A 25,081-nucleotide genomic window follows, 5' to 3' on the forward strand; every position below is an offset into this window, starting at 1 on the left:
TCTGTTATGCCTGATCGGCGCGCGCTTTCGTCGCCGGCGTCGCGGTGGCCCGCGCCGCGCTATCGGCCGACATGCAGGAAGGCGGCGTCGCTGAGCAACGCCGCCAGGCCGATCTCATTCCATTCGGTTCCGGCAGTGTCTTTATACCGCCTGACTATCCCGGCCAATTCAGTTTTACTCTCGTACGTTTTCGATATTTGCGTCATTTCAGAAATGTCCCGCAGGCCCAGGACCGAGGACAGCAGCAGGCCGCAGTTGGGCGCGAGGCCTGGTGCGAACACCAGCACGCGGCTGTCGCGTCCCCGGGCTTGCGGCGCAGCCCCGGCCAACGCCGCGAGGTCGGCGACGCCCACCAGGTTGCCGCGGATGTTGAGCAGGCCGAGGTACCACGCGCGCGTCAGCGGCACATGGGTCGGCGCGGGCAAGCCGCCCAGGGCCAGGATCTCTCCGGCTTCGGCCGGATTGAGCAGGCAATGCCGGTCGCCGATCAGCACCGCCAGGCGTCGCGCCTGCAGTTGCTCGCAGCAGGCGGCGTCCATGCGCGCGAAGAGCGAAGCCTGGAACGCCTCCAGCCCCTCGCGCCGCCGATGGGTTGCGGCCTCGCCGACGGTTTGCTCTGGTATCTGCATAGGTGTCTTGGTATGGATGGGGGCATGGGCCCGGTCAATCGATGGCGCCGATCTTGGTCAGCAGCTCTTCCGGGTCGAGCGGCTTGACGACGTAGCTGCGCACGCCCTGGCAAAGGGCCCAGACGCAGTCGGCGCCATGCTCCCTGGCCCCGTACATCATCACCGGCAGGTCCTTGAGATCGGGATCGCATTCAAGCTGGCGCGCGATCTGGTAGCCGCTGGTGCCGGGCACCGCCCCGTCCAGCAGCACCAGCTGCGGCTGGCCTTCGCGGATCTTGCTCAGCGCGCCGTTGCCGCTCTCGACGGTCTCCACCGCGTAACCCTCTCCCTCGAGGAGCGAGGTCAACACGTAACGGTCGGTGGGAGAGTCGTCGACCACCAGCACCTTCTTGATGTTCATGCTGTTCATGCGCATGCCTCGGCTTCTCATTGAAGAACACGCCGGGCGGCATCGCCTTGCACATTGCCCGAACGCATCTTCCGACTCTAGCAAGGAGAAATCCGTCCGGCGCGGATGCGGGACAACTTCGCGGCTTTATTGAAAACGCTGGAGTAAAGATTCCTCGCAAAAGCCGGTTGCCGCACGAACAGTGTCGATACGGCTGCGCAAAGCGTCGATTTCCCGGGGGGAAAACGTCGATGCTATCGGGCAACTCGGGGGCAGGCGAAGAAAGTGGGGGCCGCTTGACGCAGATCAAACGCGGAAAACGGCGAAAAGAAGGGAGAGCGAACGGCGGTCCATCCGGACCGGAAAACCGCCGTTTCCTGCTGGGATCGGGCCTTTGGAGGGAAACCGGCTCAGATCTCGACCAACTCGAAATCTTCCTTGCGTGCGCCGCACTCCGGGCAGGTCCAGTTGATGGGCACGTCTTCCCAGCGGGTGCCGGGCGCAATGCCTTCGTCCGGCAGGCCTGCTTCCTCGTCGTAGATCCAACCACAGATCAGGCACATCCAGGTTTTGAATTCGGTTTGGCTATTGCTCACGGCTGACTATCCCTCAAATCAATTCAAGTAAAATGCTTGGACACCCGCAACATCCTACGCGAACGCCAAGCGCGATATCTTAATCTACTCGACGTGCAAAACCAAACTTCTTCTCCCCTCATCCTGACCTTCGGCGCCGCCGATCCGGTCGGCGCCACGGGCATCCAGGCCGATCTCGCGACCTTCGCGGCCATGGGCTGCCACGGCCTGTCGGTCGTGACTTCCCTGCTCATCGGCGACACTGCCCGAGTGGAAGACTCGCAGATCATCGAAGTCGACTGGGTAGCGGACCAGGCCCGCGTGATCCTGGAAGACATGGCGGTAGCCGCCTTCAAGGTCGGCGCCGTGGGCAGCATCGAGAACATCTCGGCCATCGCCGAGATCGTCTCCGACTACCCGGACGTGCCGCTGATCCTGGATCCCTTCACCACTTCGCTGTCCAACCTGGAGGAAGAGGAAGATCGCCTGATCGCCATCCGCGAACTGCTGGTGCCGCAGACCACGCTGATGGTGGTGTCGGCCGTCGAGCTGGCGCGCCTGGCCGAGACCTGGCGCGAGCCGGTGCCGGGCGACGCGCTGATGCTCGACGCCATGCGCATCATCGAAATGGGCTGCGAATACCTGTTCGTGACCAACACCCAGACCGACCTGCAGGAAATCGCCAATTCGCTGTTCGACGAGTCCGGCCTGGTGCGCCAGGATGCGTGGCAGCGCCTGCCTGGCTCCTTCATCGGCGCCGGCACCACCCTGGCGTCGGCGATCGCGGCGATGCTGGCCAACGGGCTGGAAGTGCCGGAAGCCGTCGCCGAAGCACAGGAGTTCACGCTGGCGACGCTGGCCAATGCCCAGCGCTTCGGCATGGGCAAGCTGGTGCCCGACCGCTATTTCTGGGCGCGCGAATCCGAAAACCCGGACAACGACGCGCCCCCTTCACTGAACTGAATCGAACCGATTTCCCCTGCAAACGATATGACCAAGACCAACGAATCCCTGTTCGCCCGCGCCCAGAAAACCACGCCCGGCGGCGTCAACTCCCCGGTGCGCGCGTTCCGCTCGGTGGGCGGCACGCCGCGCTTCATCGAGCGCGCCGACGGCCCCTTCTTCTGGGACGCCGAAGGCCGCCGCTACATCGACTACATCGGCTCCTGGGGGCCGGCCATCGTCGGCCACGCCCACCCCGATGTGGTCAGGGCGGTGCAGGAAGCGGCCGTGCGCGGCCTGTCCTTCGGCGCGCCGACCGAGGCCGAGATCGAGATGGCCGAGGAGATCATCAAGCTGGTGCCCTCGATCGAACAGGTGCGCCTGGTGTCGTCCGGCACCGAGGCCACCATGAGCGCGTTGCGCCTGGCGCGGGGCGCCACCAGGCGCGACAAGATCGTCAAGTTCGAAGGCTGCTACCACGGTCACGGCGATTCGCTGCTGGTGAAGGCCGGCAGCGGCCTGCTGACCTTCGGCAACCCGACCTCGGCCGGAGTGCCGGAAGACTTCGCCAAGCACACGCTGGTGCTGGACTACAACAACACCGCGCAGCTGGAAGAGGCGTTCAAGGAAGCCGGCAACGAGATCGCCTGCGTCATCGTCGAGCCGGTGGCCGGCAACATGAACCTGGTGCGCGCCAGCGACGAGTTCCTGCAGGCGATGCGCCGCCTGTGCACGCAATACGGTGCCATCCTGATCTTCGACGAAGTGATGTCGGGCTTCCGCGTGGCGCTGGGCGGCGCGCAGGAGCTCAACGGCATCCAGCCCGACCTGACCGCGCTGGGCAAGGTGATCGGCGGCGGCCTGCCGGTGGCGGCCTTCGGCGGCCGCGCCGACATCATGAAGCACCTGGCGCCGCTGGGCGGCGTCTACCAGGCCGGCACGCTGTCGGGCAATCCAGTGACGGTGGCGGCCGGCATGGCGACCCTGAAGATCATCCAGCAGCCGGATTTCTACGCCAAGCTGGGCGCGCAGACCCGCAAGCTGGCCGACGGCCTGGCGGCTGCCGCCAAGGCGGCCGGCGTCACGTTCGCGGCGGACGCCATCGGCGGCATGTTCGGCCTGTATTTTGCGCCGTCGACACCGGCCAGCTATGCCGAGGTGATGACCGGCGACAAGGAGCGCTTCAACCGCTTCTTCCACAAGATGCTGGACGCCGGCGTCTACTTCGCGCCCTCGGCCTTCGAGGCCGGCTTCGTCTCGGCCCGGCACGACGACGACGTGATCGACCAGACCATCGCCAGCGCCGCCCGGGCGTTTGCCGAACTGGGCTGAACGAAGCGGCTCAATGCGGCCGGCCGGACGCCGGCTGCCGCATTGCCTTCCAGGCAACAAAAGAAAAAGGACGCCAAGGCGTCCTTTTCTTTTCCCCGGGGGAAAACTGTTGCGCGGATCAGACCGAGAACGAGGAACCGCAACCGCAAGTGGTGGTGGCGTTCGGATTCTTGATCACGAACTGCGCGCCTTCCAGATCGTCCTTGTAGTCGATCTCGGCGCCGACCAGGTACTGGTAGCTCATGGAATCGATCAGCAGGTGCACGCCGTTCTTGGTCATGGTGGTGTCGTCTTCGTTGGCGATTTCATCGAAGGTGAAACCGTACTGGAAGCCCGAGCATCCGCCACCCTGCACGAACACGCGCAGTTTCAGGTCGGGATTGCCCTCTTCTTCGATCAGCTGCGCCACCTTGGCGGCGGCGCTGTCGCTGAAGTTGATCGGGGCGGGCATTTCGGTGTGTTGAAGTTCGGCTACGGCATTCATTTGGGCTCCTGCTTGGCTTGAGTCAGATCAATACGACGGATCGATAGATCCATTATAAGCGCTTGCGGGCTTTCATGCTTCCGATGACGCGGCCAGCTTCAGGACCGGCGTTTCAGCCGACTGGTCATGGCTGAGCTTGCCGGATACCAGCGCTCCGCCGTGCATCTCCAGCGCCTTGTAATAGACATTTCCAGTTATGCGGGCTTTGGGCTGCAATTCAAGCAGTTCCGATGAATGGACGTCGCCGGTGATCTCGCCGTTGACGATCAGGTGCGCCGCGCGCACCTCGCCGATTACCTTGGCGTGCTCGGAAATGACCAGCACGCTGGGCTGGCCGGTTTCCGCATTGATGTTGCCGTTGATCTGGCCGTCGATGCGCAGGCCGCCCTTGAAACCGACGTCGCCCTTGATGCTGGTGGACATGCCGATCAGGCTGTCGATGGTACTTTTGGTCTTGCGTGTAAACATGGAATCACCTCACAGGTCTACCGACTGCTGGGCGCGCACCTGGCCGCGGTCGAGAACACGAACTGCAACCGCCTTGATGGTCGCTCCTTCCGGAATGTTCAACAGACCCTCGACTCGCTGGTAATACTTGAATGCGAGCCTGTAACGCGCGAGGTCGGAAGAATTGTTTTCCGGAAAGTTGATAGTAGCACTCTTGCCCGCCTGCCAAACCGTGATACTGAGCTGTAAATTCCCCGTAAATTGCTGCGTGCCGGCGCCACCCTGCATCACCAGAACGCGATAGCGCACCTGGTTGGGCGCGGCCACCTCGGCCTTGAAACGCTGGATGGTGATGCCCGGCGCGCCCAGGTTGGTCGGCAGCAGGCTGTCGAAGAACGCCAGGTCTTCCTTCTGGCGGTTGTTTTCCGCCTCAAGGTTCTTTAACTGCGCAGCCAGTTGCGCCTGCGCGGTCTGCACGATCTTCAGTTCGTTCTGCGACGCGTTCGAGGCCGACTGCAGCCGCTCGTTCTCGGCCGAGAGCTTCTTGACCTGCTCCGACAGGGTTTCCACCTGTTCGCCGGCATCGCCCTGCAGGCTGGGCAGGTTGTTGCGGCCCAGCTCATAGGTCCACACCGCGATCGCAATCGCCAGGCCGATCGCCGCCGCCCACAGCAGCGTCAGCGCCGGCCACGGCAGGTGGCGCTTGATCGTCATTTTCGGCGCAGAGATCGTCATGCGCCGATGCCAAAGCCGGTACTTCACGGCAGGACCGGGACTTGCAGCAGGCCGGTGGTTTCCTCCAGGCCGAACATGAGGTTCATGCACTGCACGGCCTGGCCGGAGGCGCCCTTGACCAGGTTGTCCTGCACCACCAGCACGACCACGGTGTCGCCGTCGTCAGGGCGGTGCACGGCCAGGCGCAGCATGTTGGATGCGCGCGTGGTGCGGGTCTCGGGGTGCGAGCCGAAGGGCAGCACGTCGACGAAGGGTTCGTTCTTGTATGCGTCCTCGAACAGCGCCTGCAGGGCGGCGTTGTCGATGTCCTTGCTCAGGCGCGCGTAGAGCGTGGAATGCATGCCGCGGATCATCGGCACCAGGTGCGGGGTGAACAGCAGGCCGACCTTGTCCTTGGTCAGCGTGGACAGGCGCTCGACGGTTTCCGGCGAATGGCGATGGCCGGAGACGCCGTAGGCCTTGAAGTTGTCGGAGGCCTCCGAGAACAGCAGGTTCAGCTCGGCCTTGCGGCCGGCGCCGGAGACGCCCGACTTGCAGTCGGCGATCAGGTGCGAGGCGTCGATCACGCCGGCCTTGAGCAAGGGCGCAAAGCCCAGCTGCATGGTGGTCGGATAGCAGCCCGGATTGCCCACCACGCGCGCCTTGCGGATCTGTTCGCGGTTCAGCTCCGGCAGGCCGTAGACAGCTTCCTTGAGCAGGTCGGTGCAGCTGTGCGGCAGCTTGTACCACTTCTCGAACGCGGCCACGTCCTGCAGGCGGAAGTCGGCGGCCAGGTCGATTACCTTGACGCCGGCGGCGACCAGTTCGGGCGCCTGCGCCATGGCCACGCCGTGCGGGGTGGCGAAGAAGACGACATCGCAGTCGGTCAGCCTGGCCTTGTCGGGCGAGGAGAAGGCGACGTCGACGCGGCCGCGCAGGGAGGGATACATCTCCGCCACGGGCATGCCGTCTTCCTTGCGCGAAGTGACGGCCTGCACCTTGACTTCCGGATGAGTTGCGAAAATACGCAGCAATTCGACGCCGGTGTAGCCGGTTCCGCCAACGATACCTACTTTGATCATGTCTTGTCCTTGCGAAAAAAGGCGAACGGAAAGCTCCGCAGAGGCGAGGCGCAAGGCTGCGCGCTCGAAAGCCTTTCATTCTAGCAGGAGAATATTTCCCGCTGATTTCCCTTCGCGGCTTATTTCGCCGCGGCGCGCCGAAATCCTGCTCGGCGGGAGGCCATCGACGACGGACGCGAACAGCCCGCGCGGCGGCTGCCGGGATGAAGGGCAGGCACGCCAAAATGCAAAAAGCCGCCGGCATGAGCCGGCGGCTTTCTGTAGTGCGAGAGGCGATTAACGCTTCGAGAATTGCTTTGCGCGACGTGCCTTGCGCAGACCAACCTTCTTACGTTCGACTTCACGCGCGTCACGGGTGACGTAGCCAGCGTTCGACAGCGACGGCTTCAGGCCGGCGTCATAGTCGATCAGGGCGCGGGTGATGCCGTGGCGCACTGCGCCAGCCTGGCCGGATTCGCCACCGCCGTGAACGTTCACCATGATGTCGAAGCGCTCGACATTGCCGGTCAGTTCCAGCGGCTGACGGATCACCATCAGGCCGGTTTCGCGGGAGAAGTATTCAGCGGCGGGCTTGCCATTGACGACGATCTTGCCCGAGCCGGACTTAATGAAAACGCGAGCCACTGCACTCTTGCGACGGCCGGTTCCGTAATTGTAGTTACCGATCATGTCTGTTCCTTAGAGCGCGAGAGGTTTCGGTTGCTGAGCGGAGTGCGGATGGTTGCCATCTGCATAAACCTTCAGCTTCTTGATCATTGCGTAGCCCAGCGGACCCTTGGGCAGCATGCCCTTGACGGCCTTCTCCAGCGCACGGCCGGGGAAACGCTGTTGCATCTTCAGGAAGTTGGTTTCGTAGATGCCGCCCGGATAGCCGCTGTGGCGGTAGTAGGTCTTCTCGGTGGCCTTGGTGCCGGTCACGCGCAGCTTGCCTGCGTTGACGACGACGATGAAATCACCGGTATCGACGTGCGGAGTGAATTCGGGTTTGTGCTTGCCGCGCAGTCGGAGTGCCACTTCGCTGGCAACACGTCCGAGGACCAAGTCCGTCGCGTCAATCACGAACCACTCGCGCTGAACCTCATGGGCTTTAGCGGAAAAGGTCTTCATGTTTGACTTTCTCTATCAATAAATAAACGCTCAACGTGGCGGTTCCGGTCATTCGCGGCGACGCTGCTGCATGCCGTCGCGCTTTGCGGACTCATCCTTTTATCTTCCCGAGCGCATGGGAAAGCCGAGAATTATAGCCTTTTCAACGACTTAGCGTCAAAAGGTTTCGGACTCTTTGTGGCGGGAGCACGCCATCGGCGCCGCTCCCGACGGGATTTGATGCCGGCAGGACAACTGTTTGCGCCTGGTGCGACGGGGGCGCGCGCCGGAAAATGGGCAAAAAAAACCCGGAAACAGTGGTTCCGGGTTTAATCCACACCAATGAGGAGGGTGGAGGAGACATCGCTACGTGCTGCAAAAACTTCCGTTGAATTCAATATAGCAAAGCAGTTTGTGCGACGCAATATCGATTTGAATATTTTTTCAAATGCCGCCGCAACACCCGCCGTTGTTGGTTACATGCGACTCGGCAGTACGAAAAAACCGGTTATCGCGGGATAACCGAAAGAAAATTTTCCGCAGTGCAAAAATCACCGATTCCCTTTTCTGCGCATGGACGCCGCTACCGATGCCGCAGCGATATCCCGCGCCAAAAGCTACAATAGCCAGCTTCACAAACCGATTTGGATGACTCAGATGGAATGCACAGTGCGCTGGACCGGCTTGTCCGGCATGACCTTCACCGCTGAAACCGGCTCCGGCCACCTGCTGACCATGGACGGCGCGCCCGACGGCGGCGGCCGCAACCTGGCGCCGCGCCCGATGGAAGTGGTGCTGGCCGGGACCGGCGGCTGCACCGCCTACGACGTCGTGGTCATCCTGCGCAAGAGCGGCCAGGATGTGCGCGGCTGCGACGTGACCCTGAAGTCCGAGCGCGCCGACGCCGACCCCAAGGTCTTCACCAAGATCCACTTCCACTTCACCGTGCGCGGCCGCAACCTCAAGACCAACGTGGTGGAGCGCGCCATCAAGCTGTCGCACGACAAGTACTGCTCGGCGTCCATCATGCTGGAGAAGACGGCGGAGATGACGCACTCCTTCGAGATCGTCGACGACCTCACCGACTCGGCCCAGGCCGCTGCCGCCCAGCAGTAAGCCCCCCTGCCCTCGCGGCGGACAAGAAAAAAGCGGCCGAGGCCGCTTTTTTCTTGTCGATCAAACACCGCAGCGCCGCTTCAGATGCGGTAGGCCAGCGTAGTCATGACCTTGGACATGGCTTTCATCATCCCCTTGACCGGGGCCGGCATCTCCGCCGCGCCCAGGTCGCGCGCGGCCTGGCCGTGCTCGATCTCGTCGATGCGCATCTGGTCGACGATGGCGCGCGAACGGTTGTCCTGCGCCGGTAGCTTTTCCAGATGCCCCATCAGGTGCAGCTCGACCTGGCGCTCAGTCTCTGCCACGAAGCCGAGGTTGCGCGCATCGCCCACGCGCGCGGCGATGGTGCCCAGCACGTAGGCGCCGCCGTACCACAGCGGGTTGAGCAGGCTGGTGTGCGAGCCGAGCTCGCGCAGGCGCTCGGCGGTCCAGGCCAGGTGATCCTCTTCCTCGATACCGGCGCGCTCGAAGGCGTTCTTGATCTCGCGCTTCTGGGCGAAACGCCCTTGCGCATCGTACAGCGCCTGGGCGCACACCTCGCCGACATTGTTGACCCGCATCAGCCCGGCCGCGTGCCGCTTCTCGGCCTCGCTCATGACGCCATCGGGCAGGCCGCGCCCGGGATTGGGCCGGCTCTCGAACACCACGCCATTGATCACCCGCAGCGCCTTATCGAAATCCGAAATCAGTTGGTCGACGAATTGCATGCACCACAGCCTTTCTCTTGTTGTGAATCAGATCCCGGCCGCGACCGGGGACGGAGGAAGAAGCCCGATGACGCGATCAGGCCATCTTCCAGTTGATCTGCTCGCCGGCCGACAGCGGCACCACGGTGGTGTCGCCCATCGGCAGCTCGGCGGGGATGGTCCAGCTTTCGCGCTTCAGGGTCACCGTGCCCTCGTTGCGCGGCAGGCCGTAGAAGGCCGGACCGTTGAAGCTGGCGAAGGCCTCGAACTTGTCCAGCGCGCCGGCCTGGTCGAAGGCCTGGGCGTACAGTTCCAGCGCATGCAGCGCGGTGTAGCAGCCGGCGCAGCCGCAGGCATGCTCCTTCAAGCCCTTGGCGTGCGGCGCGGAGTCGGTGCCGAGGAAGAACTTGTCGTTACCCGAGGTGGCGGCCGCCAGCAACGCCTGGCGATGGGTTTCGCGCTTGAGGACCGGCAGGCAGTAGTAGTGGGGACGAATGCCGCCCTTGAAGATCTCGTTGCGGTTGAACAGAAGGTGGTGCGCGGTGATGGTGGCCGCGGTCGGGCCTTCGCCAGCCAGCACGTAGTCCGCCGCCTCCTTGGTGGTGATGTGCTCGAACACCACTTTCAGCTCCGGCATCGTCTTGCGCAGGGGCTTCATGATGCGGTCGATGAACACCGCTTCGCGGTCGAACAGGTCGATCGCGGGATCGGTCACCTCGCCGTGGACCAGGAAGGGCATGCCGGTTTCCTGCAGCACTTCCAGCGTCTTGTAGCACTTGCCGAGGTCGGTCACGCCGGCGTCGGAGTTGGTGGTGGCGCCGGCCGGATACAGCTTGACCGCCTTGACGAAGCCGCTTTCCTTGGCGCGGCGGATTTCCTCGGGCGGGGTATTGTCGGTCAGATACAGCACCATCAGCGGCTCGAACTGCATGCCCTCGGGCAGCGCGGCCAGGATGCGCTCGCGGTAGGCGGCGGCCTGCTCGGTGGTGGTGACCGGCGGCTTCAGGTTGGGCATGACGATGGCGCGCGCGAACTGGCGCGCGGTATGCGGCAGCACGTCGGCCATGGTGGCGCCGTCGCGCAGGTGCAGGTGCCAGTCGTCCGGGCGGGTGATGGTCAGTACATTGCTCATTGCGATGATCTTTCGGGTGTGGAATGTGTGGTCTGGCGAGGCATCCCGACGGATGCGGGCTGGTGGAGCAGCCGCGATGTCTTACAAAACCCCGGTATTTTACCGTAGCGGTCAAGCCCCCGCGCCTGCGTCGCCGCCGGCGATTTGATGTCGAGCAAAAAGAAAAAGGCCGCACCGTCGCCGGTGCGGCCCCTGGCCCCTGCAGTCCGGATCCCGGATCAGTGGGTGATGATCTTGGCCAGGAAGTCGCGCGCGCGCTCCGAGCGCGGCGAGGCGAAGAACTCATCCTTGGCGCAGTCTTCGACGACCAGGCCCTTGTCCATGAACACCACGCGGTTGGCCACCTTGCGGGCGAAGCCCATTTCGTGGGTCACAACCATCATGGTCATGCCTTCCTGGGCCAGGCCGACCATGACGTCCAGCACTTCATTGATCATTTCCGGGTCGAGCGCGGAGGTCGGTTCGTCGAACAGCATCGCGATCGGGTCCATCGACAGCGCGCGGGCGATCGCCACGCGCTGCTGCTGGCCGCCTGACAGCTGGCCGGGGAACTTGTCCTTGTGCGCCAGGAGACCCACGCGATCCAGGTACTTCAGGCCCTTTTCGGTCGCTTCGTCCTTGGAGCGACCCAGCACCTTGATCTGGCCGATGGTCAGGTTCTCGCGGATGGACAGGTGCGGGAACAGCTCGAAGTTCTGGAACACCATGCCGATGCGCGCGCGCAGCTTGGACAGGTTGGTCTTGGGGTCGCCCACCGAGACGCCGTCCACGCTGATGGTGCCCTTCTGGAAGGGCTCCAGGCCGTTGACGGTCTTGATCAGCGTCGACTTGCCCGAACCGGACGGGCCGCACACCACCACCACGTCGCCCTTTTTGACCGAGGTCGAGCAGTCGGTCAGGACCTGGAAGCTGCCGTACCACTTGCTGACGTTGTTGAGTTCAATCATTTGTTTCTCCTGGATTTCTGAATTCGTTGGGCGGCCCCGCCTTCACCGGCGGGCCGCCGTCATAAGGCTTAGCGGATGATGGCGATCTTCTTCTGGAAGCGCTTGACCAGTTGCGACAGGCCGAAGCTCAGCACGAAGTACACCACCGCCACGAACAGATACATTTCCACCAGACGGCCGTCGCGCTGCGCAATCTTGGATGCGCTGGTCACGAAGTCCGGCACCGAGCCCAGCACGTAGACCAGCGAGACGTCCTGGAACAGCACGATGGTCTGGGTCAGCAGGATCGGGGTCATGTTGCGGAAAGCCTGCGGCAGCACCACGTTGCCCATCATCTGCCAGTAGTTCATGCCGATCGCATAGCCGGCGAACACCTGGCCGCGCGGGATCGACTGGATGCCCGACCGCATGATCTCGCAGTAGTAGGCGGCCTCGAACAGGATGAAGGTGATCAGCGCCGACTGGAACGCGCCTACCTGGATGGGCTCGGACGCGCCGATGATCCATGCGCCGATGAACGGCACCAGGAAGTAGAACCAGAAGATCACCAGCACCAGCGGGATCGAGCGGATCAGGTTGACGTAGGTGGTGGCGACGAAGGCCAGAGGCTTGTTGGAGGACAGGCGCATCATGGCCAGCAGCGTGCCCAGGATGATGCCGCCCAGCATCGCCGAGAAGGTCAGGACCAGCGTGAACTTGAGGCCTGTGGTGAACAGGTAGACCCACGAACGCTGGATGACGTCGAAGTCGAAATTGCTGAACATGGATCAGTGCCCTCCCGCGCTGGTGCTACCGCTGGAGATATAGCCAGGGACAGCGGTGACTTTTTCCAGCATGCGCGCCAGGAACAGCGCGATGACGGAGATGACGATGTAGATGACGGTCGCACCGGTCAGCGCCTCGAAGGTCTGGAAGGTGAACTCGCGCATCGAGTAGGTGGCTGCGGTCAGCTCGACCAGGCCAATGGTCAGCGCCACCGAGCTGTTCTTGATGATCGCGGCGAATTCGTTGGTCAGCGCCGGGATGATGATGCGGAAAGCCATCGGCAGCAGCACGAAGCGATAGGTCTGCGTCGGCGTCAGGCCGAGCGCGGCGCCCGCCATGCGCTGGCCGCGCGGCAAGGCCTGGATGCCGGTGGTCACCTGCACCGCGACGCGGGAGGAGGTGAAGAAGCCCAGCGCCAGGGTGGCGGTGATGAAGGATGCGTCGGGCAAGCTCTTCAACCAGTCGCCGATCGAACCGGGCATCACTTCCGGCATCACGAAATACCAGAGGAACATCTGCACCAGCAGCGGAATGTTGCGGAACAGCTCCACGTAGCCGTTGGCAATGCTCACGACCCATGGTTTGGTTGTTGTACGAAGGGTGCCGAAAATGGTGCCAAGGACCAGTGCCATGATCCAGGCGCATACCGCGGTGGCCAGGGTCCATTTCAGGCCCGCCAGCAGGGTATCGATATAGGGAATGCCGTCGGGAGACATCTCCCAGAAAATTCCCCAGTTCCAGTTGTAATGCATAAATGGCCTCGTCTCTGTTTCGAGTCAGTCTGTCGCGCGCGATCACCAGGCAAATGCCGCGCTGCTTGTGTTCCGGTCTGCACCGGCCGCCGTGGAAAAAGGTCATTGCGCCGAGGCAACCACCTTTGACTGCCGGTTAAACAAAACGGGGGACAGGCCCCCGTTTCGTCATATTGCACCAGGCAATCTACCGATTACTTCTTCTTGCCCTGGTTCTTCTGGGCTTCCGGCACGGCGGCGTAAGCACCCGGTTCCGGGGAATCGGTCGGCTTGGCCATCACGGCGCTCAGTTGCGGGCTCATCGGCACGTTCAGGTTGACGCCCTTGGGAGGAATCGGAGCCTGGAACCACTTGCCGTAGATCTTCTTGATGTCGTCGCCCTTGTAGACCACGATCAGCGCGTCGTCGACAACCTTCTTGAACGCGTCGTCTCCCTTCGGCAGGATCAGGCCGTACGGCTCAACCGACAGCGCCTCGGCCGACACCTGGTAGTCGCCAGGAGCCTTGGAGTTGGCGGCCAGCGAGGACAGCAGGATGTCGTCCATCACGAAAGCGGCTGCACGGCCGGTTTCCACCATCAGGAACGCTTCGGCGTGGTCCTTGGCAGCCAGGATGTTCATGCCCAGGTTGCGCTCGGAGTTCAGCGAAGTGATCTGCTTCAGGTTGGAAGTGCCCGAGGTCGACACGATGGTCTTGCCCTTCAGGTCGTCCAGGGTCTTCAGGTTGGCCGACTTCTTCGACAGGAAGCGGTTGGCGGTCACGAATTCGGTCACCGAGAAGGCCACCTGGTTCCAGCGTTCCTTGTTGTTGGTCGCGGAGTCGCAGGAAATGTCGGTGGTGCCGTTGGCGATCAGGGGGATGCGGGTGGCCGAGGTCACCGGAACCATCTTGATGTTCAGCGACGTCAGGCCCAGCTTCTTCTGGATCGCGGTCGCGGCCTTCAGGCACAGGTCGATCGAGTAGCCCTGGTAGGACTGCTTGTCATCCAGATACGAGAACGGAATCGACGAATCGCGCACGCCCAGCGTCAGGGTGCCGGAGTCCTTGATCTTCTTCAGACGGCCGCTGAATTCTTCGGCGTGAACCGAGCCCATCAGAACGCTTGCACCGACCAACACCCCTGCTAGCTTCAATAACTTCATTGTGTGACCTCCTGGAAAAATTTTACGTAGTGTACCAAAAGCCCTATCCCAAAAACAGCCTGAGCAGTCCATCGGACAAGGCTTGCCGGTCCTGTTGCCATGCCTCTTTTTTATTGTAAAAGCCATATCTTCGCAGGCTTTCGCTTCATCCGCGCGCACCGGCCGCCGCCAAATAACGGCGGCTGCCCGGAGCGCTGCGATGAATCCCTCATGTGCAACTCGCGGCGGCGGCATTGTACGACATATGCCTTCCCGTTACCGCAGTGCATGCATCCTTGCCTTGTTCGGCGACCTTCCGCGCCGCCGGCCGCGCCGCGGCTCCGGCTCCCCGGCGCTCGATCCGTCCCATCTTACATGAGGCCGCAACGGCCCCGGTCATGCTTTCGCGGCACCGCGCCGCCTCTCAGGGTACTCCCAATGCAACCGTTTGCATCGGCAAGTATTCCCGCATTACGCCAGCAATATCCATGCCAGAAACACCACATCGCGGCCCTGTCGCAAGGGCGCGAAAACCAGCCGCCGGGCCGCCGCATCGCGCGCGGGCCGCGCATGGCGGCAGGCGCACGCGAGCCTGCGCGTCGACGTGCGCGCAGCAGCTGCAATGGGGGAAGGTGGTGAAAACGAAGGGAGAGGAGAATCGATGGCCGGCGAACGCGTCCATCATGGCGCGGATGCGACGCATCCCGGCCCGCATGTTGCCCGCGCACGCCGACGCCGGCGCATGGCATGACGATGCCGGCGCCGCGATCAGCGAACCTGCGCGCACGTCGGCCCAACGGCCGCGGCTGCGCCTACGCACATGTACCACGTGTCTCCTCCCTGGCCACCTTTTGCTGCCGCCGACGATCTTATGATGCCGCCTTGGCTGCCGATGCTACGAACAAAGCCCGATTACGGGTACAAACCTCTCATTTCGCGCGCCTGCAGCACGCGGGTGCACGCCACGATGAAGGCCGCCGTGCGCAGCGACACCTTCTTCTCGTCTGCCAGTTGCCAGACCGCGGTGAACGCCTCGCGCATGATGCGGGTCAGGCGCAGGTTGATCTCGTCCTCGGTCCAGAAGAAGCTGGAGAAGTCCTGCACCCATTCGAAATAGCTCACCGTCACGCCGCCGGCGTTGGCGATCACGTCGGGCACGATCAGCACGCCCTTGTCGCGCAGGATGTCGTCGGCCGCCGGCGTGGTCGGGCCGTTGGCGCCTTCCAGGATGATCTTGGCCTTGATGTTGCCGGCGTTGGCTTCGGTGATCTGCTGTTCCAGTGCGGCAGGCACCAGAATGTCGCAGTCCACCGACCAGAATTGGGCGCGGTCGCTGATCTCGTCGGCGCCGGCGTAACCCTTCACGCTGCCGTTCTGCGCGACGTAGGTCTGCAGCGCGACGATATCCAGGCCGCCGGCATTGAAGACGGTGGTCACATGATCCTGCACCGCCACCACCTTGGCGCCGGCTTCGGCGAACAGGCGCGCGGCGATGCCGCCGACGTTGCCGAAGCCCTGCACCGCGACCTTGGCGTCCTTGAGATCCAGGTTGCGCTTGGCGGCCGCTTCGCAGCCCACCACGAACACGCCGCGGCCGGTCGCTTCATGGCGTCCCAGGCTGCCGCCCAGCGAGATCGGCTTGCCGGTGACCACGCCCGAGGACGTGCTGCCCTGGTTCATGGAGTAGGTGTCCATCATCCAGGCCATGATCTGCGAATCGGTGTTGACGTCGGGCGCGGGGATGTCCTTGTTGGGGCCGATGATGATGCCGATTTCGCTGGTGTAGCGGCGCGTGACGCGCTGCAGCTCGCCGCGCGACAGCGTCTTCGGGTCGACGCGGATGCCGCCCTTGGCGCCGCCGTAGGGCACGTTCACCGCCGCGTTCTTGACCGTCATCCAGGCCGACAGCGCCATCACTTCGGACAGCGTCACGTCCTGGTGGAAGCGCACGCCGCCCTTGCCGGGGCCGCGCGAGGTGTTGTGCTGGACGCGATAGCCCTCGAAGTGGGCGATGGTGCCGTCGTCGCGCTCGATGGGCACGTCGACCACCAGGATGCGCTTGGGGCGCTTGAGGGTCTCGACCCAGCGCGCCAGCGAGCCCAGGTAGGGCGTGACGCGGTCGATCTGCTCAAGGTAGACGCCCCACGGACCGATGCCGTGCGGGGCGAGATAGGAAGGCACTTCGTGGTTAGGTACGTTCGACATGATGCAATCGCTCCTTTTGTTTGCCGTGCTGTTCAGGACATGACGCTGCAAAAAAACGATCTTCGCCGGGCATCTTACTCCGACTTGCCCCTGGCTCAAGGCGCGCGACCCAAGGCGTCGCCATGCGGCGGCGCGGCATGCTGCGCCTGCGATCATGCAGTGGGAGAGCGTATGGAATATCCCCCGTCCGAATCAGCGCCGCCATCGTAGCCAGCCGGACAATGCAAGGCTAATGCTTTGTGAGCATGCAACTATGCATCTGCCGCATAACCATCCAGAAGCCTTTATGTTGGCCGCATTCCGGCCGATCCGCGCCTCAGGATTCGCGCTTTCCGGCGCTCCGGCCGCCCTTGGGCGCTGCCGCCGGCGTCCCCTTCTGGCGCTCGCCGCGCGCGCCCTCCATCTCCGCCAGGTACTCCCACAGGCGCGCCACCAGCGCCTTGCCGGCGCGCTGCGCGGTGGGGCGCTCGCGGTAGAGGCGGATCTCCATCTCGACTTCCCACTCGCCGGCCGGGCCGTCGGTACGCGCCAACTGGCGGTTGCGCACTTCCCGCACCACCGATGATTCCGGCAGGAAGGCCACGCCGTGCCCCTCCAGCGCCATCATCTTCAGGCTCTCCGACATGTCGGTCTCGTAATGCTTCATCAGGTGCAGCGGGCGCTTCACGTCCGACATCATGAGCTCCACCATGCGCCCCAGGTAGGCGTTGCTGGTGTAGGAGAGGAACGGCACCGGCGCCTTCGAGCTGCCGGGGAACAGGTAGTCGGGCTTGCCGTTGCGGTCGCAGCGCGAATACGGGCGCAGCGTCTCGGTGCCCATGGTCAGCATGTCGTAGCGGCTGGTGTCGAGCTGCACCGGCTGGCGCGGATGGTGGTAGCACAGCAGCAGGTCGCAGCCGCCTTCGACGATGGTCATCACGGCGTCGTGCACGTTCAGGGCGATCAGGCGCGTATTGATCGAGCCGAAGCCGGACTCCAGCGAACTGAGCCACTTGGGCATGTAGGTCAGCGAGAGCGTATGCGGCACCGCAAAATCGATGGTGGTCTGGGCCGTGGGCCGCTTGCCGCGCAGCAGCGCGCGGGTGTTGCTGATCTGCCCGAGCATCGCCACCGCCTGCTCGTAGAACACTTCGCCGGCGGCGGTCAGGCGGGTCGGGTAGGACGTGCGGTCGATCAGGTCGGCGCCCAGCCAGGCCTCCAGCGACTGGATGCGCCGCGAAAAGGCCGGTTGCGTCACATGGCGCAGCTCGGCGGAACGGCTGAAACTGCGGGTTTCCGCCAGGGAGATGAAATCTTCAAGCCATTTGCTTTCCATTGCCCGCCCACTTCAGGTTCTTGTATGGGGCCGCGCAGAGATGCGCGAATGCCCGCGATGGGCGAATTGTGAGGCCGCCGCCGTCCACGCGCAAGCCGCAACGGCGGCGCCGGCCTAGCGGCTGTCGGCCGGCATCATCACGGTGGGTTCGGCGCCCGGGGCCGGCGCGGCCTCGCCTTCGGCCGGGACGGGCAGCGGCGAGCCGTCTTCGTCGTCGGCGCCGGCCTGCTGGCGCAGCCACATCTGGGCATACAGGCCATCGGCCAGCAGCAGCCCCGCATGGGTGCCGCGCTCGACGATGCTGCCGCGGTCCAGCACCAGGATCTGGTGGGCGTCGACGATGGTCGAGAGGCGGTGCGCGATGACCAGCGTGGTGCGCTCCTTCGCGATCTCGGCGAGCTGCTGCTGGATCGCGTGCTCGGCGCGCGAATCCAGCGCCGAGGTGGCTTCGTCGAAGATCAGGATGGCCGGATCCTTCAGCAGCGTGCGCGCGATCGCCACGCGCTGCTTCTCGCCGCCCGACAGCTTCAGGCCGCGCTCGCCGACCATGGTGCCGTAGCCGTCCGGCAGCGACTCGATGAAGTCGTGGATATAGGCTGCGCGCGCGGCCGCCACGATTTGCTCGCGACTGGCGCCGGGCTTGCCGTAGGCGATGTTGTATTCGATGGTGTCGTTGAACAGCACGGTGTCCTGCGGCACGATGCCGATGGCCTGGCGCAGCGAGGCCTGGCTGACATTGCGCAGGTCCTGGCCGTCGATGCGGATGGCGCCGCGGTCGACGTCGTAGAAGCGATAGAGCAGCCGCGACAGCGTCGACTTGCCCGAGCCGCTGTGCCCGACCACCGCCGTCGTAGTGCCGGGCGCCACGGTGAAATCGACGTCGAACAGGATCTGGCGCTTGGCCTCGTAGCTGAAATCGACATGATCGAAGCGCAGTTCCGCGCCCTGCGTCTGCAGCGGCAGCGCGCCCTCGCCGTCGGCCACTTCGCGGTTTTCGTCGAGCAGCGAGAACAGGCGTTCCATGTCGGCCATGCTCTGCTTGATCTCGCGGTACAGCACCCCGAGGAAGTTGAGCGGGATGTAGAGCTGGATCATGAAGGCGTTGACCAGCACCATGTCGCCCAGCGTCATGCTGCCGTCGATCACGCCGGCGGTGGCGCGCCACAGGATCAGCGTGACCGCGACGGCGATGATGGCCGACTGCCCGGTGTTGAGCAGCGAGAGCGAGGTCTGCGACTTGACCGCGGCCTTCTCGTAGCGCTGCAGGCCATCATCGTAACGGCGCGCCTCGAAGTCCTCGTTGCCGAAATACTTGACCGTCTCGTAGTTGAGCAGTGAATCGATGGCGCGCGTGTTGGCGCGCGAGTCGAGGTCGTTCATCGTGCGCCGGAAGTGCGTGCGCCACTCGGTCACGGTGATGGTGAAGACGATGTACAGCCCCAGCGCGCCGCCGGTGATGACGGAGAACCAGATGTCGTAATGCAGTAACAGGTAGACCAGCACCAGCGCGATCTCGATGATGGTGGGCAGGATCGAGAACAGCGTATAGGACACCAGCGTCGACACCCCGCGCGTGCCGCGCTCGATGTCGCGCGTCATGCCGCCGGTCTGGCGGTTCAGGTGGAAACGCAGCGACAGCGCATGCAGGTGGCGGAACACCTGCAGCGCAATGGTGCGCACCGCGCGCTGGGTCACCCGCGCGAACATCAGCTCGCGCAGTTCGGTGAAGACCGCGGTGGCCAGGCGCAGCGCGCCGTAGGCCGCCAGCAACCCCAGCGGCAGCACCAGCAGCGCCTGCGGATGCTGGGGCGTCACCGTCATCTGGTCCACCAGCTTCTTCAGCACCAGCGGCACGCCGACGTTGGCCAGCTTGGCGCCGACCAGGAAACCCAGCGCCAGCATCACGCGCCACTTGTAGGTCCACAGGTAGGGCAGCAAGGTCTTGACCACGGCCCAGTCGCCCTGGCGGCGCGGGGTTGCTGGAGCCTGGGCGGCGGTGGAAGTGTTCGGGTAGCGGCGCATGGATGAACTGGAAAATGGGCGGATCGCCGGCATGCCGGACGAGGCCGCAAGGCGACTGCAACAGGGCAACGCATCCGATATAAACTAGGCGCTTTCGCGGCAAACGCGAGAGCAGCGATCATCGGCGGCTTATATGCCTGATTGACAACCCGGCGCCCATCGGAGCGCCCGGCGTCAGCAGTCGGGCAAAGCCGGAATTATAAGAGTCCCCAGGACTTCATGCTTTTACAGGGAGAAGCGCGCATGACCACCACACCCCGCACCCAATTGCCCGCCGGCCGCGCGCCGCAGCTGCGCGTCATGCCCATGCCGTCGGACGCCAACGTCTACGGCGACGTCTTCGGCGGCTGGATCATGGCCCAGGTCGACATCGCCGGCTCGCTGCCGGCCACCCGCCGCGCCAACGGCCGCGTGGCCACCATCGCCGTCAATTCTTTCCTGTTCAAGAACCCGGTGTTCGTCGGCGACCTGCTGTCCTTCTATGCCGACATCGTCAAGGTCGGCAATACCTCCATCACCGTCAACGTCGAGGTCTATGCCGAACGCAACCGGTTGCAGACCGAGATCGTCAAGGTGACCGACGCCACGCTGACCTACGTCGCCACCGACGAGAACCGCAAGCCGCGCGCCCTGCCGCCGCTGGGGCCGGACGACGACGTCGCCGAACTCAACAGCCTGCAGGATCTGGGCGGCGGCTGGAAGTCGGTCTGAGCCGCCTGCCGCGCATGCCGGCGCGGCGGCGACGTTGAAAAGAATTCAGCCCGCGCGCCGCGCTTTGTCCGTATCGTTAGCACCTTCCTCCACCGTCACCGATGTCCCGACCATGAACCAAGCCGCCCGCCCCGCCGTCCTGATCGTCGCCCGCCTGCCGCAGCACCTGATGCAGCTGCTGCACGAGAACTTCACCTGCCACAACCTGCTCGACGGCCTGTCCGACGACAAGCTCATGGAGATCGCGCCCACCGTGCGCGGCATCGCCGCCAACGGCGAGGCCAAGGTGACGCGCGAGTTCATCGCGCGCTTCCCGGCGCTGGAGATCGTCTCGGTGTTCGGCGTCGGCTATGACGGCGTGGACGTGCCGGCCGCGCGGGAGCGCGGCATCCACGTCACGCACACGCCCGACGTGCTGACCGACGACGTCGCCGACATGGCGATCGCGCTGATGCTGGCCGCCGCCCGCAACGTGGTGCGCGCCGACCGCTTTGCCCGTACCGGCGAGTGGAAGAACGGCCCCTTCCCGTTCACCACCAAGGTCAGCGGCGCGAAGCTGGGCATCGTCGGCCTGGGCCGCATCGGCGAAGCCATCGCCCGACGCGCCGCCGCCTTCGACATGGACATCTCCTACCACAACCGCTCCAGGAAGGACGTCCCCTACACCTACGTGGGCGACATCAAGTCGCTGGCGGCAGCGGTCGACTTCCTGGTGATGATCACCCCGGGCGGCGCCGGCACGCGCGCGCTGGTCAATGCCGAGGTGCTGGAGGCGCTCGGCCCGAAGGGCTTCCTGATCAATGTGGCGCGCGGTTCGGTGGTCGACGAGGCCGCGCTGATCCGCGCCCTGAAGGAAGGCAAGATCGCCGGCGCCGGCCTGGACGTCTTCGAGAACGAACCCAACATCCCGGCCGAGCTGGCCGCATTGGACAACGTGGTGCTCACGCCGCACATGGCCAGCGGCACGCTGGTCACGCGCACGGCGATGGCCGACCTCGCCTTCAATAACCTGCAGGCGCACTTCGCCGGCCGCCCGGTGATCACGCCGGTGCCCAACTGAGCGGCGCCGGCGATGGCCCACGCTACCAAACTGATCGCGCTGGACTGGGGGACTTCCTCGTTGCGCGCCTATCGCCTGGGCGACGGCGGCGCGGTGCTGGATCGCCGCGCGCTGCCCTGGGGCATCATGAACCTGCCGGTGGTGGAGGCCTCGGCCGCCGGCGCCAAGGCCGGTTTCGAGCAAGCCTTCCATGAAGCCTGCGGCGACTGGCTGGACGAGGCGCCGCAAACGCCGGTACTGGCCGCCGGCATGGTCGGCAGCGCCCAGGGCTGGCGCGAGGCGGCCTACCTGGAGGTGCCGCTGCGCGTAGCCGACATCGGCGCCGGCCTGACCCCGGTGGCCACCCGCGGCGGCGCCGTGCTGCACATCGTGCCCGGCCTGATCGAACGCGGCGAGCTGCCCAACGTGATGCGCGGCGAGGAGACGCAGGTCGTCGGCGCGCTGCAGGACGGCGCCGCCGGCGAACTGCTGATCGGCCTGCCGGGCTCGCACTCGAAGTGGGTGCGCATCGACGGCGAGCGCTTCAGCCATTTCGACACCTTCATGACCGGGGAGGCATATGCCGCGCTCTCCGGCCACACCATCCTGGGACGCACCATGGAACGCGGCGCGTCCTTCGACGCCGCCGCCTTCGAGCGCGGCGCGCGCGTGGCGCCGGGCGAGGCCGGCGTCAACGGCGTGCTCTCGACCATTTTCAGCGCCCGCACGCTGGGCCTGACCGGCGCGCTCGACGGCGCGGCCCAGGCGGACTACCTCTCCGGCCTGCTGATCGGCCACGAGATCGCCGCCCTGCGCGCCGCGCGCGCAGCCGCCGGGCTGGCCGCCGATCCGCGCATCGTCCTGATCGGCGACGGCAAGCTGTGCGAACGCTATCGCGAAACGCTGGCCTGGCACGGCTACACAAACGCCGTCATCAGCGCCCAGGCCACCGAGCGCGGGTTATGGAAGATCGCCGTACAGGCCGGCCTGGCCGCCTGAACGACTCAAGCAGACAAGGAGATCCCATGTTGAAAGACGCCATGAAGAAGTGCCGGCTCATCGCCATCCTGCGCGGGGTCCGCCCCGACGAAGTGGAAGCGGTGGGCCGCGCCATCTACGATGCGGGCTTCCGTGTCATCGAGGTGCCGCTCAATTCGCCCGAACCGCTGGAGAGCATCCGCATCCTGCGCGGCGCGCTGCCCGCCGACTGCGTGGTCGGCGCCGGCACGGTAATGTCGCCGGCCCAGGTGCAGCAGGTGGCCGACGCCGGCGGCCAGTTGATCGTGATGCCGCACAGCGATCCGACGGTGATCCGCGCCGCCACCGATGCCGGCCTGGCCAGCGCGCCGGGCGTGGCCACCGTGACCGAGGCCTTCGCCGCCCTGGCCGCCGGCGCCGACATCCTCAAGATGTTCCCGGCCGAACAGCTGGGCCCGGCCGTGGTCAAGGCCTGGCGCGCGGTGGTGCCGTCCAGCGTGGTGCTGGCGCCGGTAGGCGGGATCGCGCCCGACAGCCTCAAGGTCTTCATGCAGGCCGGCGCCACCGCCTTCGGGCTGGGGTCGGCGCTGTACAAACCCGGCATGAGCGCGCAGGAAGTCGGCGCCAATGCGCGCGCGTTCATCGATGCGTTGCGGGCTTGCGAGGCTGCTCAAGCTGCTCAAGCTGCCTGAGGATGCGACGAACGACGCTGGATCCCGGCCTGCGCCGGGACGACAAGATGGAGATGGTCGAGCCGGATGGAGGTTCAAGTGTCTACCTCCCGGTCGTCCCGGCGCAGGCCGGGACCCAGTGTCGTTGAACGTACATCAACAATACTCTCAAAGAAAAAAAACGCCGCCGCGGATCACTCCGCGGCGGCGTTTCTTCTGAAGCCCCGATCCGGTATCAGGCGGCCTTCTTCTCTGCCTGCGGCGTCTTCTGCTCGTCGCGCAACTCGCGGCGCAGGATCTTGCCGACGTTGGTCTTGGGCAGCTCGTCGCGGAACTCGATGTACTTCGGCTTCTTGTAGCCGGTGAACTGTTCCTTGCAATAGGCCATCAGCTGCTCGACGGTCAGCGACTTGTCCTTGCGCACCACGAACAGCTTCACCGCCTCGCCGGTATGCTCGTCCGGCACGCCGACGCAGGCGGATTCGAGCACGCCCGGGTGCTGCGCCAGCACGCCTTCGACCTCGTTCGGATAGACGTTGAAGCCGGACACCAGGATCATGTCCTTCTTGCGGTCGACGATCTTGGTGTAGCCGCGCTCGTCCATCACGCCGATATCGCCGGTCTTGAAGAAACCGTCGGCGGTCATGACCTTGGCGGTCTCGTCCGGGCGCTGCCAGTAACCAGCCATCACCTGCGGGCCGCGGATGGCGATCTCGCCCGGCTGGCCCAGCGGCACCGGATTGCCGTCATCGTCCAGGATGGCGAACTCGGTGGAGGGGAACGGCAGGCCGATGGTGCCGGTGTACTCCTCGATGGTGCAGGGGTTGGCGCTGGCGATGGGCGAGGTTTCCGACAGGCCGTAGCCCTCGATGATGGGACAGCCGGTCAGCTTCTTCCACTTGTCGGCCACGCTCTTTTGCACCGCCATGCCGCCGCCCACGCAGCAGCGGTAGCCGGAGAAATCCAGCTTGGCGAATTCGGCGTTGTTGAGCAGCGCGTTGTAGAGCGTATTGACCGCCGGGAAGGTGTTGACCTTGTACTTGGCCAGCTCCTTGACGAAACCGGGAATGTCGCGCGGATTGGGAATCAACAGGTTCAGCGCGCCCTCGCGCGTGCCCAGCATGTTGCACACCGTCAGCGCGAAGATGTGGTACAGCGGCAGCGCGCAGACGAACACCAGCTGGTCGACGTGGCCGCCCGACTTGAGCGCGGGATTGAGCCACTCCTCGGCCTGCAGCACGTTGGCCACCAGGTTGCGCTGGGTCAGAACGGCGCCCTTGGCCACGCCGGTGGTGCCGCCGGTGTATTGCAGGAAGGCGATGTCGTCATGGCCCAGCTTGACCGGCTGCAACGGCTTGCCTTGGGATTGCGAGAGCACGCTGCCGAAGCTCAGCGCATTGGGCAGCGACCAGGCCGGCACCAGCTTCTTGACGTGGCGCACCACCATGTTGACGATGGCGCCCTTCACGGTTCCCAGCAGCTCGCCCATGCTGGCCACCACGATGTGCTTGACGTCGGTGCGGGCCACCACCTTCTGCAGCGTGCAGGCGAAATTCTCCAGCACGAAGATGGCCTCGGCGCCCGAGTCCTTGAGCTGGTGCTCCAGCTCGCGCGCGGTGTACAGCGGATTGACGTTGACCACGGTGTAGCCGGCGCGCAGGATGGCGGCGATGGCGATCGGGTATTGCAGCACGTTGGGCATCATGATCGCCACGCGCGCCCCCTTCTTCAGGCCCAGGCCCTGCAGCCAGGCGCCCAGCGCGCGCGACTTGCGGTCCAGCTCGGCATAGGTCAGGTACTTGCCCATGCAGACGTAGGCATTGCGCTCGGCATACTTGACGAAGGCCTCGTCGATCATCTGCACCAGCGACTCGTAGCGGTTGGGATCGATGTCGGCAGGCACGCCGGCGGGATACGATTCAAGCCAGAATTTTTCCATATT

At 64.7% G+C, this 25,081-nt stretch carries 26 protein-coding genes; 7 read left to right on the forward strand and 19 right to left on the reverse strand.

Going from position 1 to position 25,081, the window contains the following annotated elements; translation table 11 throughout:
• Window positions 1-59: 59 nt before the first annotated feature.
• The 3 genes from Herbaro_RS17980 to Herbaro_RS17990 all read right to left on the reverse strand — a co-directional run bounded on the left by Herbaro_RS17980 (window position 60) and on the right by Herbaro_RS17990 (window position 1,580).
• A complete protein-coding gene (locus Herbaro_RS17980; RefSeq protein ID WP_275010983.1) occupies window positions 60-629 on the reverse strand; it encodes a chemotaxis protein CheW in 570 nt (189 codons plus the stop codon).
• A gap of 34 nt (window positions 630-663) precedes the next feature.
• Entirely contained in the window at window positions 664-1,038 is a 375-nt protein-coding gene (locus tag Herbaro_RS17985) for a response regulator (protein WP_275010984.1), read from the reverse strand.
• A gap of 389 nt (window positions 1,039-1,427) precedes the next feature.
• Window positions 1,428-1,580 (reverse strand): rubredoxin, encoded by a 153-nt coding sequence (locus tag Herbaro_RS17990; protein WP_275014050.1) that lies wholly within the window; start codon window positions 1,578-1,580, stop codon window positions 1,428-1,430.
• Window positions 1,581-1,706: 126 nt separating this feature from the next.
• Between Herbaro_RS17990 and thiD the strand changes: the two genes are divergently transcribed.
• Both thiD and hemL read left to right on the forward strand, forming a co-directional pair.
• A complete protein-coding gene (gene thiD, locus Herbaro_RS17995; protein WP_275010985.1) occupies window positions 1,707-2,555 on the forward strand; it encodes a bifunctional hydroxymethylpyrimidine kinase/phosphomethylpyrimidine kinase in 849 nt (282 codons plus the stop codon).
• A gap of 27 nt (window positions 2,556-2,582) precedes the next feature.
• On the forward strand, window positions 2,583-3,866 hold the full coding sequence (gene hemL / locus Herbaro_RS18000; protein WP_275010986.1) for a glutamate-1-semialdehyde 2,1-aminomutase: 1,284 nt from the start codon (window positions 2,583-2,585) through the stop codon (window positions 3,864-3,866).
• Between the two features lie 118 nt (window positions 3,867-3,984).
• Here hemL and erpA read toward each other — a convergent pair whose 3' ends face one another.
• The 6 genes from erpA to rplM form a co-directional block, all read right to left on the reverse strand.
• Window positions 3,985-4,350, reverse strand: coding sequence for an iron-sulfur cluster insertion protein ErpA (gene erpA / locus Herbaro_RS18005; protein WP_275010987.1), 366 nt, complete (start codon window positions 4,348-4,350; stop codon window positions 3,985-3,987).
• A gap of 72 nt (window positions 4,351-4,422) precedes the next feature.
• Entirely contained in the window at window positions 4,423-4,818 is a 396-nt protein-coding gene (locus Herbaro_RS18010) for a bactofilin family protein (RefSeq protein WP_275010988.1), read from the reverse strand.
• A 9-nt stretch (window positions 4,819-4,827) separates the two neighbouring features.
• The gene (locus Herbaro_RS18015) at window positions 4,828-5,532 is read right to left on the reverse strand and encodes a DUF6776 family protein (protein ID WP_275010989.1); all 705 of its coding nucleotides are present in this window, start codon (window positions 5,530-5,532) and stop codon (window positions 4,828-4,830) included.
• Window positions 5,533-5,555: 23 nt separating this feature from the next.
• Window positions 5,556-6,593 carry an N-acetyl-gamma-glutamyl-phosphate reductase gene (gene argC, locus Herbaro_RS18020; RefSeq protein ID WP_275010990.1) on the reverse strand — a complete coding sequence of 346 codons (1,038 nt, stop codon included), beginning with the start codon at window positions 6,591-6,593 and terminating at the stop codon, window positions 5,556-5,558.
• Between the two features lie 276 nt (window positions 6,594-6,869).
• On the reverse strand, window positions 6,870-7,262 hold the full coding sequence (gene rpsI / locus Herbaro_RS18025) for a 30S ribosomal protein S9 (protein WP_275010991.1): 393 nt from the start codon (window positions 7,260-7,262) through the stop codon (window positions 6,870-6,872).
• A 9-nt stretch (window positions 7,263-7,271) separates the two neighbouring features.
• Window positions 7,272-7,700, reverse strand: coding sequence for a 50S ribosomal protein L13 (rplM, locus tag Herbaro_RS18030; protein ID WP_275010992.1), 429 nt, complete (start codon window positions 7,698-7,700; stop codon window positions 7,272-7,274).
• A gap of 636 nt (window positions 7,701-8,336) precedes the next feature.
• Here rplM and Herbaro_RS18035 point away from each other — a divergent pair.
• On the forward strand, window positions 8,337-8,795 hold the full coding sequence (locus Herbaro_RS18035) for an OsmC family protein (protein WP_275010993.1): 459 nt from the start codon (window positions 8,337-8,339) through the stop codon (window positions 8,793-8,795).
• 80 nt (window positions 8,796-8,875) lie between these two features.
• Here the strand turns inward: Herbaro_RS18035 and coq7 are convergent, their stop codons facing one another.
• The 9 genes from coq7 to Herbaro_RS18080 form a co-directional block, all read right to left on the reverse strand.
• Complete coding sequence (gene coq7 / locus Herbaro_RS18040) at window positions 8,876-9,502, reverse strand: 2-polyprenyl-3-methyl-6-methoxy-1,4-benzoquinone monooxygenase (protein WP_275010994.1); 627 nt, start codon at window positions 9,500-9,502, stop codon at window positions 8,876-8,878.
• A gap of 76 nt (window positions 9,503-9,578) precedes the next feature.
• Complete coding sequence (gene pyrC / locus Herbaro_RS18045; protein ID WP_275010995.1) at window positions 9,579-10,613, reverse strand: dihydroorotase; 1,035 nt, start codon at window positions 10,611-10,613, stop codon at window positions 9,579-9,581.
• Between the two features lie 218 nt (window positions 10,614-10,831).
• Window positions 10,832-11,560 (reverse strand): amino acid ABC transporter ATP-binding protein, encoded by a 729-nt coding sequence (locus Herbaro_RS18050; RefSeq protein WP_275010996.1) that lies wholly within the window; start codon window positions 11,558-11,560, stop codon window positions 10,832-10,834.
• Window positions 11,561-11,628: 68 nt separating this feature from the next.
• Window positions 11,629-12,324 carry an amino acid ABC transporter permease gene (locus Herbaro_RS18055; protein ID WP_275010997.1) on the reverse strand — a complete coding sequence of 232 codons (696 nt, stop codon included), beginning with the start codon at window positions 12,322-12,324 and terminating at the stop codon, window positions 11,629-11,631.
• Between the two features lie 3 nt (window positions 12,325-12,327).
• Complete coding sequence (locus tag Herbaro_RS18060) at window positions 12,328-13,077, reverse strand: amino acid ABC transporter permease (RefSeq protein WP_275010998.1); 750 nt, start codon at window positions 13,075-13,077, stop codon at window positions 12,328-12,330.
• Between the two features lie 194 nt (window positions 13,078-13,271).
• Window positions 13,272-14,219, reverse strand: a complete 948-nt coding sequence (locus Herbaro_RS18065) for an amino acid ABC transporter substrate-binding protein (RefSeq protein WP_275010999.1) — start codon at window positions 14,217-14,219, stop codon at window positions 13,272-13,274.
• 891 nt (window positions 14,220-15,110) lie between these two features.
• Window positions 15,111-16,403, reverse strand: coding sequence for a Glu/Leu/Phe/Val family dehydrogenase (locus tag Herbaro_RS18070; protein WP_275011000.1), 1,293 nt, complete (start codon window positions 16,401-16,403; stop codon window positions 15,111-15,113).
• A gap of 316 nt (window positions 16,404-16,719) precedes the next feature.
• A complete protein-coding gene (locus Herbaro_RS18075) occupies window positions 16,720-17,718 on the reverse strand; it encodes a LysR family transcriptional regulator (protein ID WP_275011001.1) in 999 nt (332 codons plus the stop codon).
• Between the two features lie 114 nt (window positions 17,719-17,832).
• Window positions 17,833-19,740 (reverse strand): ABCB family ABC transporter ATP-binding protein/permease, encoded by a 1,908-nt coding sequence (locus tag Herbaro_RS18080; protein ID WP_275011002.1) that lies wholly within the window; start codon window positions 19,738-19,740, stop codon window positions 17,833-17,835.
• A gap of 243 nt (window positions 19,741-19,983) precedes the next feature.
• On the opposite strand from Herbaro_RS18080, the gene Herbaro_RS18085 reads away from it, so the two are divergent.
• From Herbaro_RS18085 to Herbaro_RS18100, 4 genes are all read left to right on the forward strand, one after another.
• The gene (locus Herbaro_RS18085) at window positions 19,984-20,451 is read left to right on the forward strand and encodes an acyl-CoA thioesterase (protein ID WP_275011003.1); all 468 of its coding nucleotides are present in this window, start codon (window positions 19,984-19,986) and stop codon (window positions 20,449-20,451) included.
• A gap of 112 nt (window positions 20,452-20,563) precedes the next feature.
• Window positions 20,564-21,511 carry a 2-hydroxyacid dehydrogenase gene (locus Herbaro_RS18090; RefSeq protein WP_275011004.1) on the forward strand — a complete coding sequence of 316 codons (948 nt, stop codon included), beginning with the start codon at window positions 20,564-20,566 and terminating at the stop codon, window positions 21,509-21,511.
• A 12-nt stretch (window positions 21,512-21,523) separates the two neighbouring features.
• On the forward strand, window positions 21,524-22,489 hold the full coding sequence (locus tag Herbaro_RS18095) for a 2-dehydro-3-deoxygalactonokinase (RefSeq protein ID WP_275011005.1): 966 nt from the start codon (window positions 21,524-21,526) through the stop codon (window positions 22,487-22,489).
• Between the two features lie 26 nt (window positions 22,490-22,515).
• Window positions 22,516-23,160, forward strand: coding sequence for a 2-dehydro-3-deoxy-6-phosphogalactonate aldolase (locus Herbaro_RS18100; protein WP_275011006.1), 645 nt, complete (start codon window positions 22,516-22,518; stop codon window positions 23,158-23,160).
• Window positions 23,161-23,374: 214 nt separating this feature from the next.
• Here Herbaro_RS18100 and Herbaro_RS18105 read toward each other — a convergent pair whose 3' ends face one another.
• Window positions 23,375-25,078, reverse strand: coding sequence for a long-chain fatty acid--CoA ligase (locus Herbaro_RS18105; RefSeq protein ID WP_275014051.1), 1,704 nt, complete (start codon window positions 25,076-25,078; stop codon window positions 23,375-23,377).
• Window positions 25,079-25,081: the final 3 nt, after the last annotated feature.

The organism is Herbaspirillum sp. WKF16 (genome assembly GCF_028993615.1).
In the GTDB taxonomy this organism is placed as follows: Bacteria; Pseudomonadota; Gammaproteobacteria; order Burkholderiales; family Burkholderiaceae_D; genus Herbaspirillum.

Excerpts from the sequence above, each read along its gene's own strand:
- Herbaro_RS17980 (WP_275010983.1), bottom strand. The coding sequence starts at position 629 with ATGCAGATACCAGAGCAAACCGTCGGCGAGGCCGCAACCCATCGGCGG.
- Herbaro_RS17985 (WP_275010984.1), bottom strand. The coding sequence starts at position 1,038 with ATGAACAGCATGAACATCAAGAAGGTGCTGGTGGTCGACGACTCTCCC.
- Herbaro_RS17990 (WP_275014050.1), bottom strand. The coding sequence starts at position 1,580 with ATGTGCCTGATCTGTGGTTGGATCTACGACGAGGAAGCAGGCCTGCCG.
- hemL (WP_275010986.1), top strand. The coding sequence starts at position 2,583 with ATGACCAAGACCAACGAATCCCTGTTCGCCCGCGCCCAGAAAACCACG.
- erpA (WP_275010987.1), bottom strand. The coding sequence starts at position 4,350 with ATGAATGCCGTAGCCGAACTTCAACACACCGAAATGCCCGCCCCGATC.
- Herbaro_RS18010 (WP_275010988.1), bottom strand. The coding sequence starts at position 4,818 with ATGTTTACACGCAAGACCAAAAGTACCATCGACAGCCTGATCGGCATG.
- Herbaro_RS18015 (WP_275010989.1), bottom strand. The coding sequence starts at position 5,532 with ATGACGATCTCTGCGCCGAAAATGACGATCAAGCGCCACCTGCCGTGG.
- argC (WP_275010990.1), bottom strand. The coding sequence starts at position 6,593 with ATGATCAAAGTAGGTATCGTTGGCGGAACCGGCTACACCGGCGTCGAA.
- rpsI (WP_275010991.1), bottom strand. The coding sequence starts at position 7,262 with ATGATCGGTAACTACAATTACGGAACCGGCCGTCGCAAGAGTGCAGTG.
- rplM (WP_275010992.1), bottom strand. The coding sequence starts at position 7,700 with ATGAAGACCTTTTCCGCTAAAGCCCATGAGGTTCAGCGCGAGTGGTTC.
- Herbaro_RS18035 (WP_275010993.1), top strand. The coding sequence starts at position 8,337 with ATGGAATGCACAGTGCGCTGGACCGGCTTGTCCGGCATGACCTTCACC.
- coq7 (WP_275010994.1), bottom strand. The coding sequence starts at position 9,502 with ATGCAATTCGTCGACCAACTGATTTCGGATTTCGATAAGGCGCTGCGG.
- pyrC (WP_275010995.1), bottom strand. The coding sequence starts at position 10,613 with ATGAGCAATGTACTGACCATCACCCGCCCGGACGACTGGCACCTGCAC.
- Herbaro_RS18050 (WP_275010996.1), bottom strand. The coding sequence starts at position 11,560 with ATGATTGAACTCAACAACGTCAGCAAGTGGTACGGCAGCTTCCAGGTC.
- Herbaro_RS18055 (WP_275010997.1), bottom strand. The coding sequence starts at position 12,324 with ATGTTCAGCAATTTCGACTTCGACGTCATCCAGCGTTCGTGGGTCTAC.
- Herbaro_RS18060 (WP_275010998.1), bottom strand. The coding sequence starts at position 13,077 with ATGCATTACAACTGGAACTGGGGAATTTTCTGGGAGATGTCTCCCGAC.
- Herbaro_RS18065 (WP_275010999.1), bottom strand. The coding sequence starts at position 14,219 with ATGAAGTTATTGAAGCTAGCAGGGGTGTTGGTCGGTGCAAGCGTTCTG.
- Herbaro_RS18070 (WP_275011000.1), bottom strand. The coding sequence starts at position 16,403 with ATGTCGAACGTACCTAACCACGAAGTGCCTTCCTATCTCGCCCCGCAC.
- Herbaro_RS18075 (WP_275011001.1), bottom strand. The coding sequence starts at position 17,718 with ATGGAAAGCAAATGGCTTGAAGATTTCATCTCCCTGGCGGAAACCCGC.
- Herbaro_RS18080 (WP_275011002.1), bottom strand. The coding sequence starts at position 19,740 with ATGCGCCGCTACCCGAACACTTCCACCGCCGCCCAGGCTCCAGCAACC.
- Herbaro_RS18085 (WP_275011003.1), top strand. The coding sequence starts at position 19,984 with ATGACCACCACACCCCGCACCCAATTGCCCGCCGGCCGCGCGCCGCAG.
- Herbaro_RS18090 (WP_275011004.1), top strand. The coding sequence starts at position 20,564 with ATGAACCAAGCCGCCCGCCCCGCCGTCCTGATCGTCGCCCGCCTGCCG.
- Herbaro_RS18095 (WP_275011005.1), top strand. The coding sequence starts at position 21,524 with ATGGCCCACGCTACCAAACTGATCGCGCTGGACTGGGGGACTTCCTCG.
- Herbaro_RS18100 (WP_275011006.1), top strand. The coding sequence starts at position 22,516 with ATGTTGAAAGACGCCATGAAGAAGTGCCGGCTCATCGCCATCCTGCGC.
- Herbaro_RS18105 (WP_275014051.1), bottom strand. The coding sequence starts at position 25,078 with ATGGAAAAATTCTGGCTTGAATCGTATCCCGCCGGCGTGCCTGCCGAC.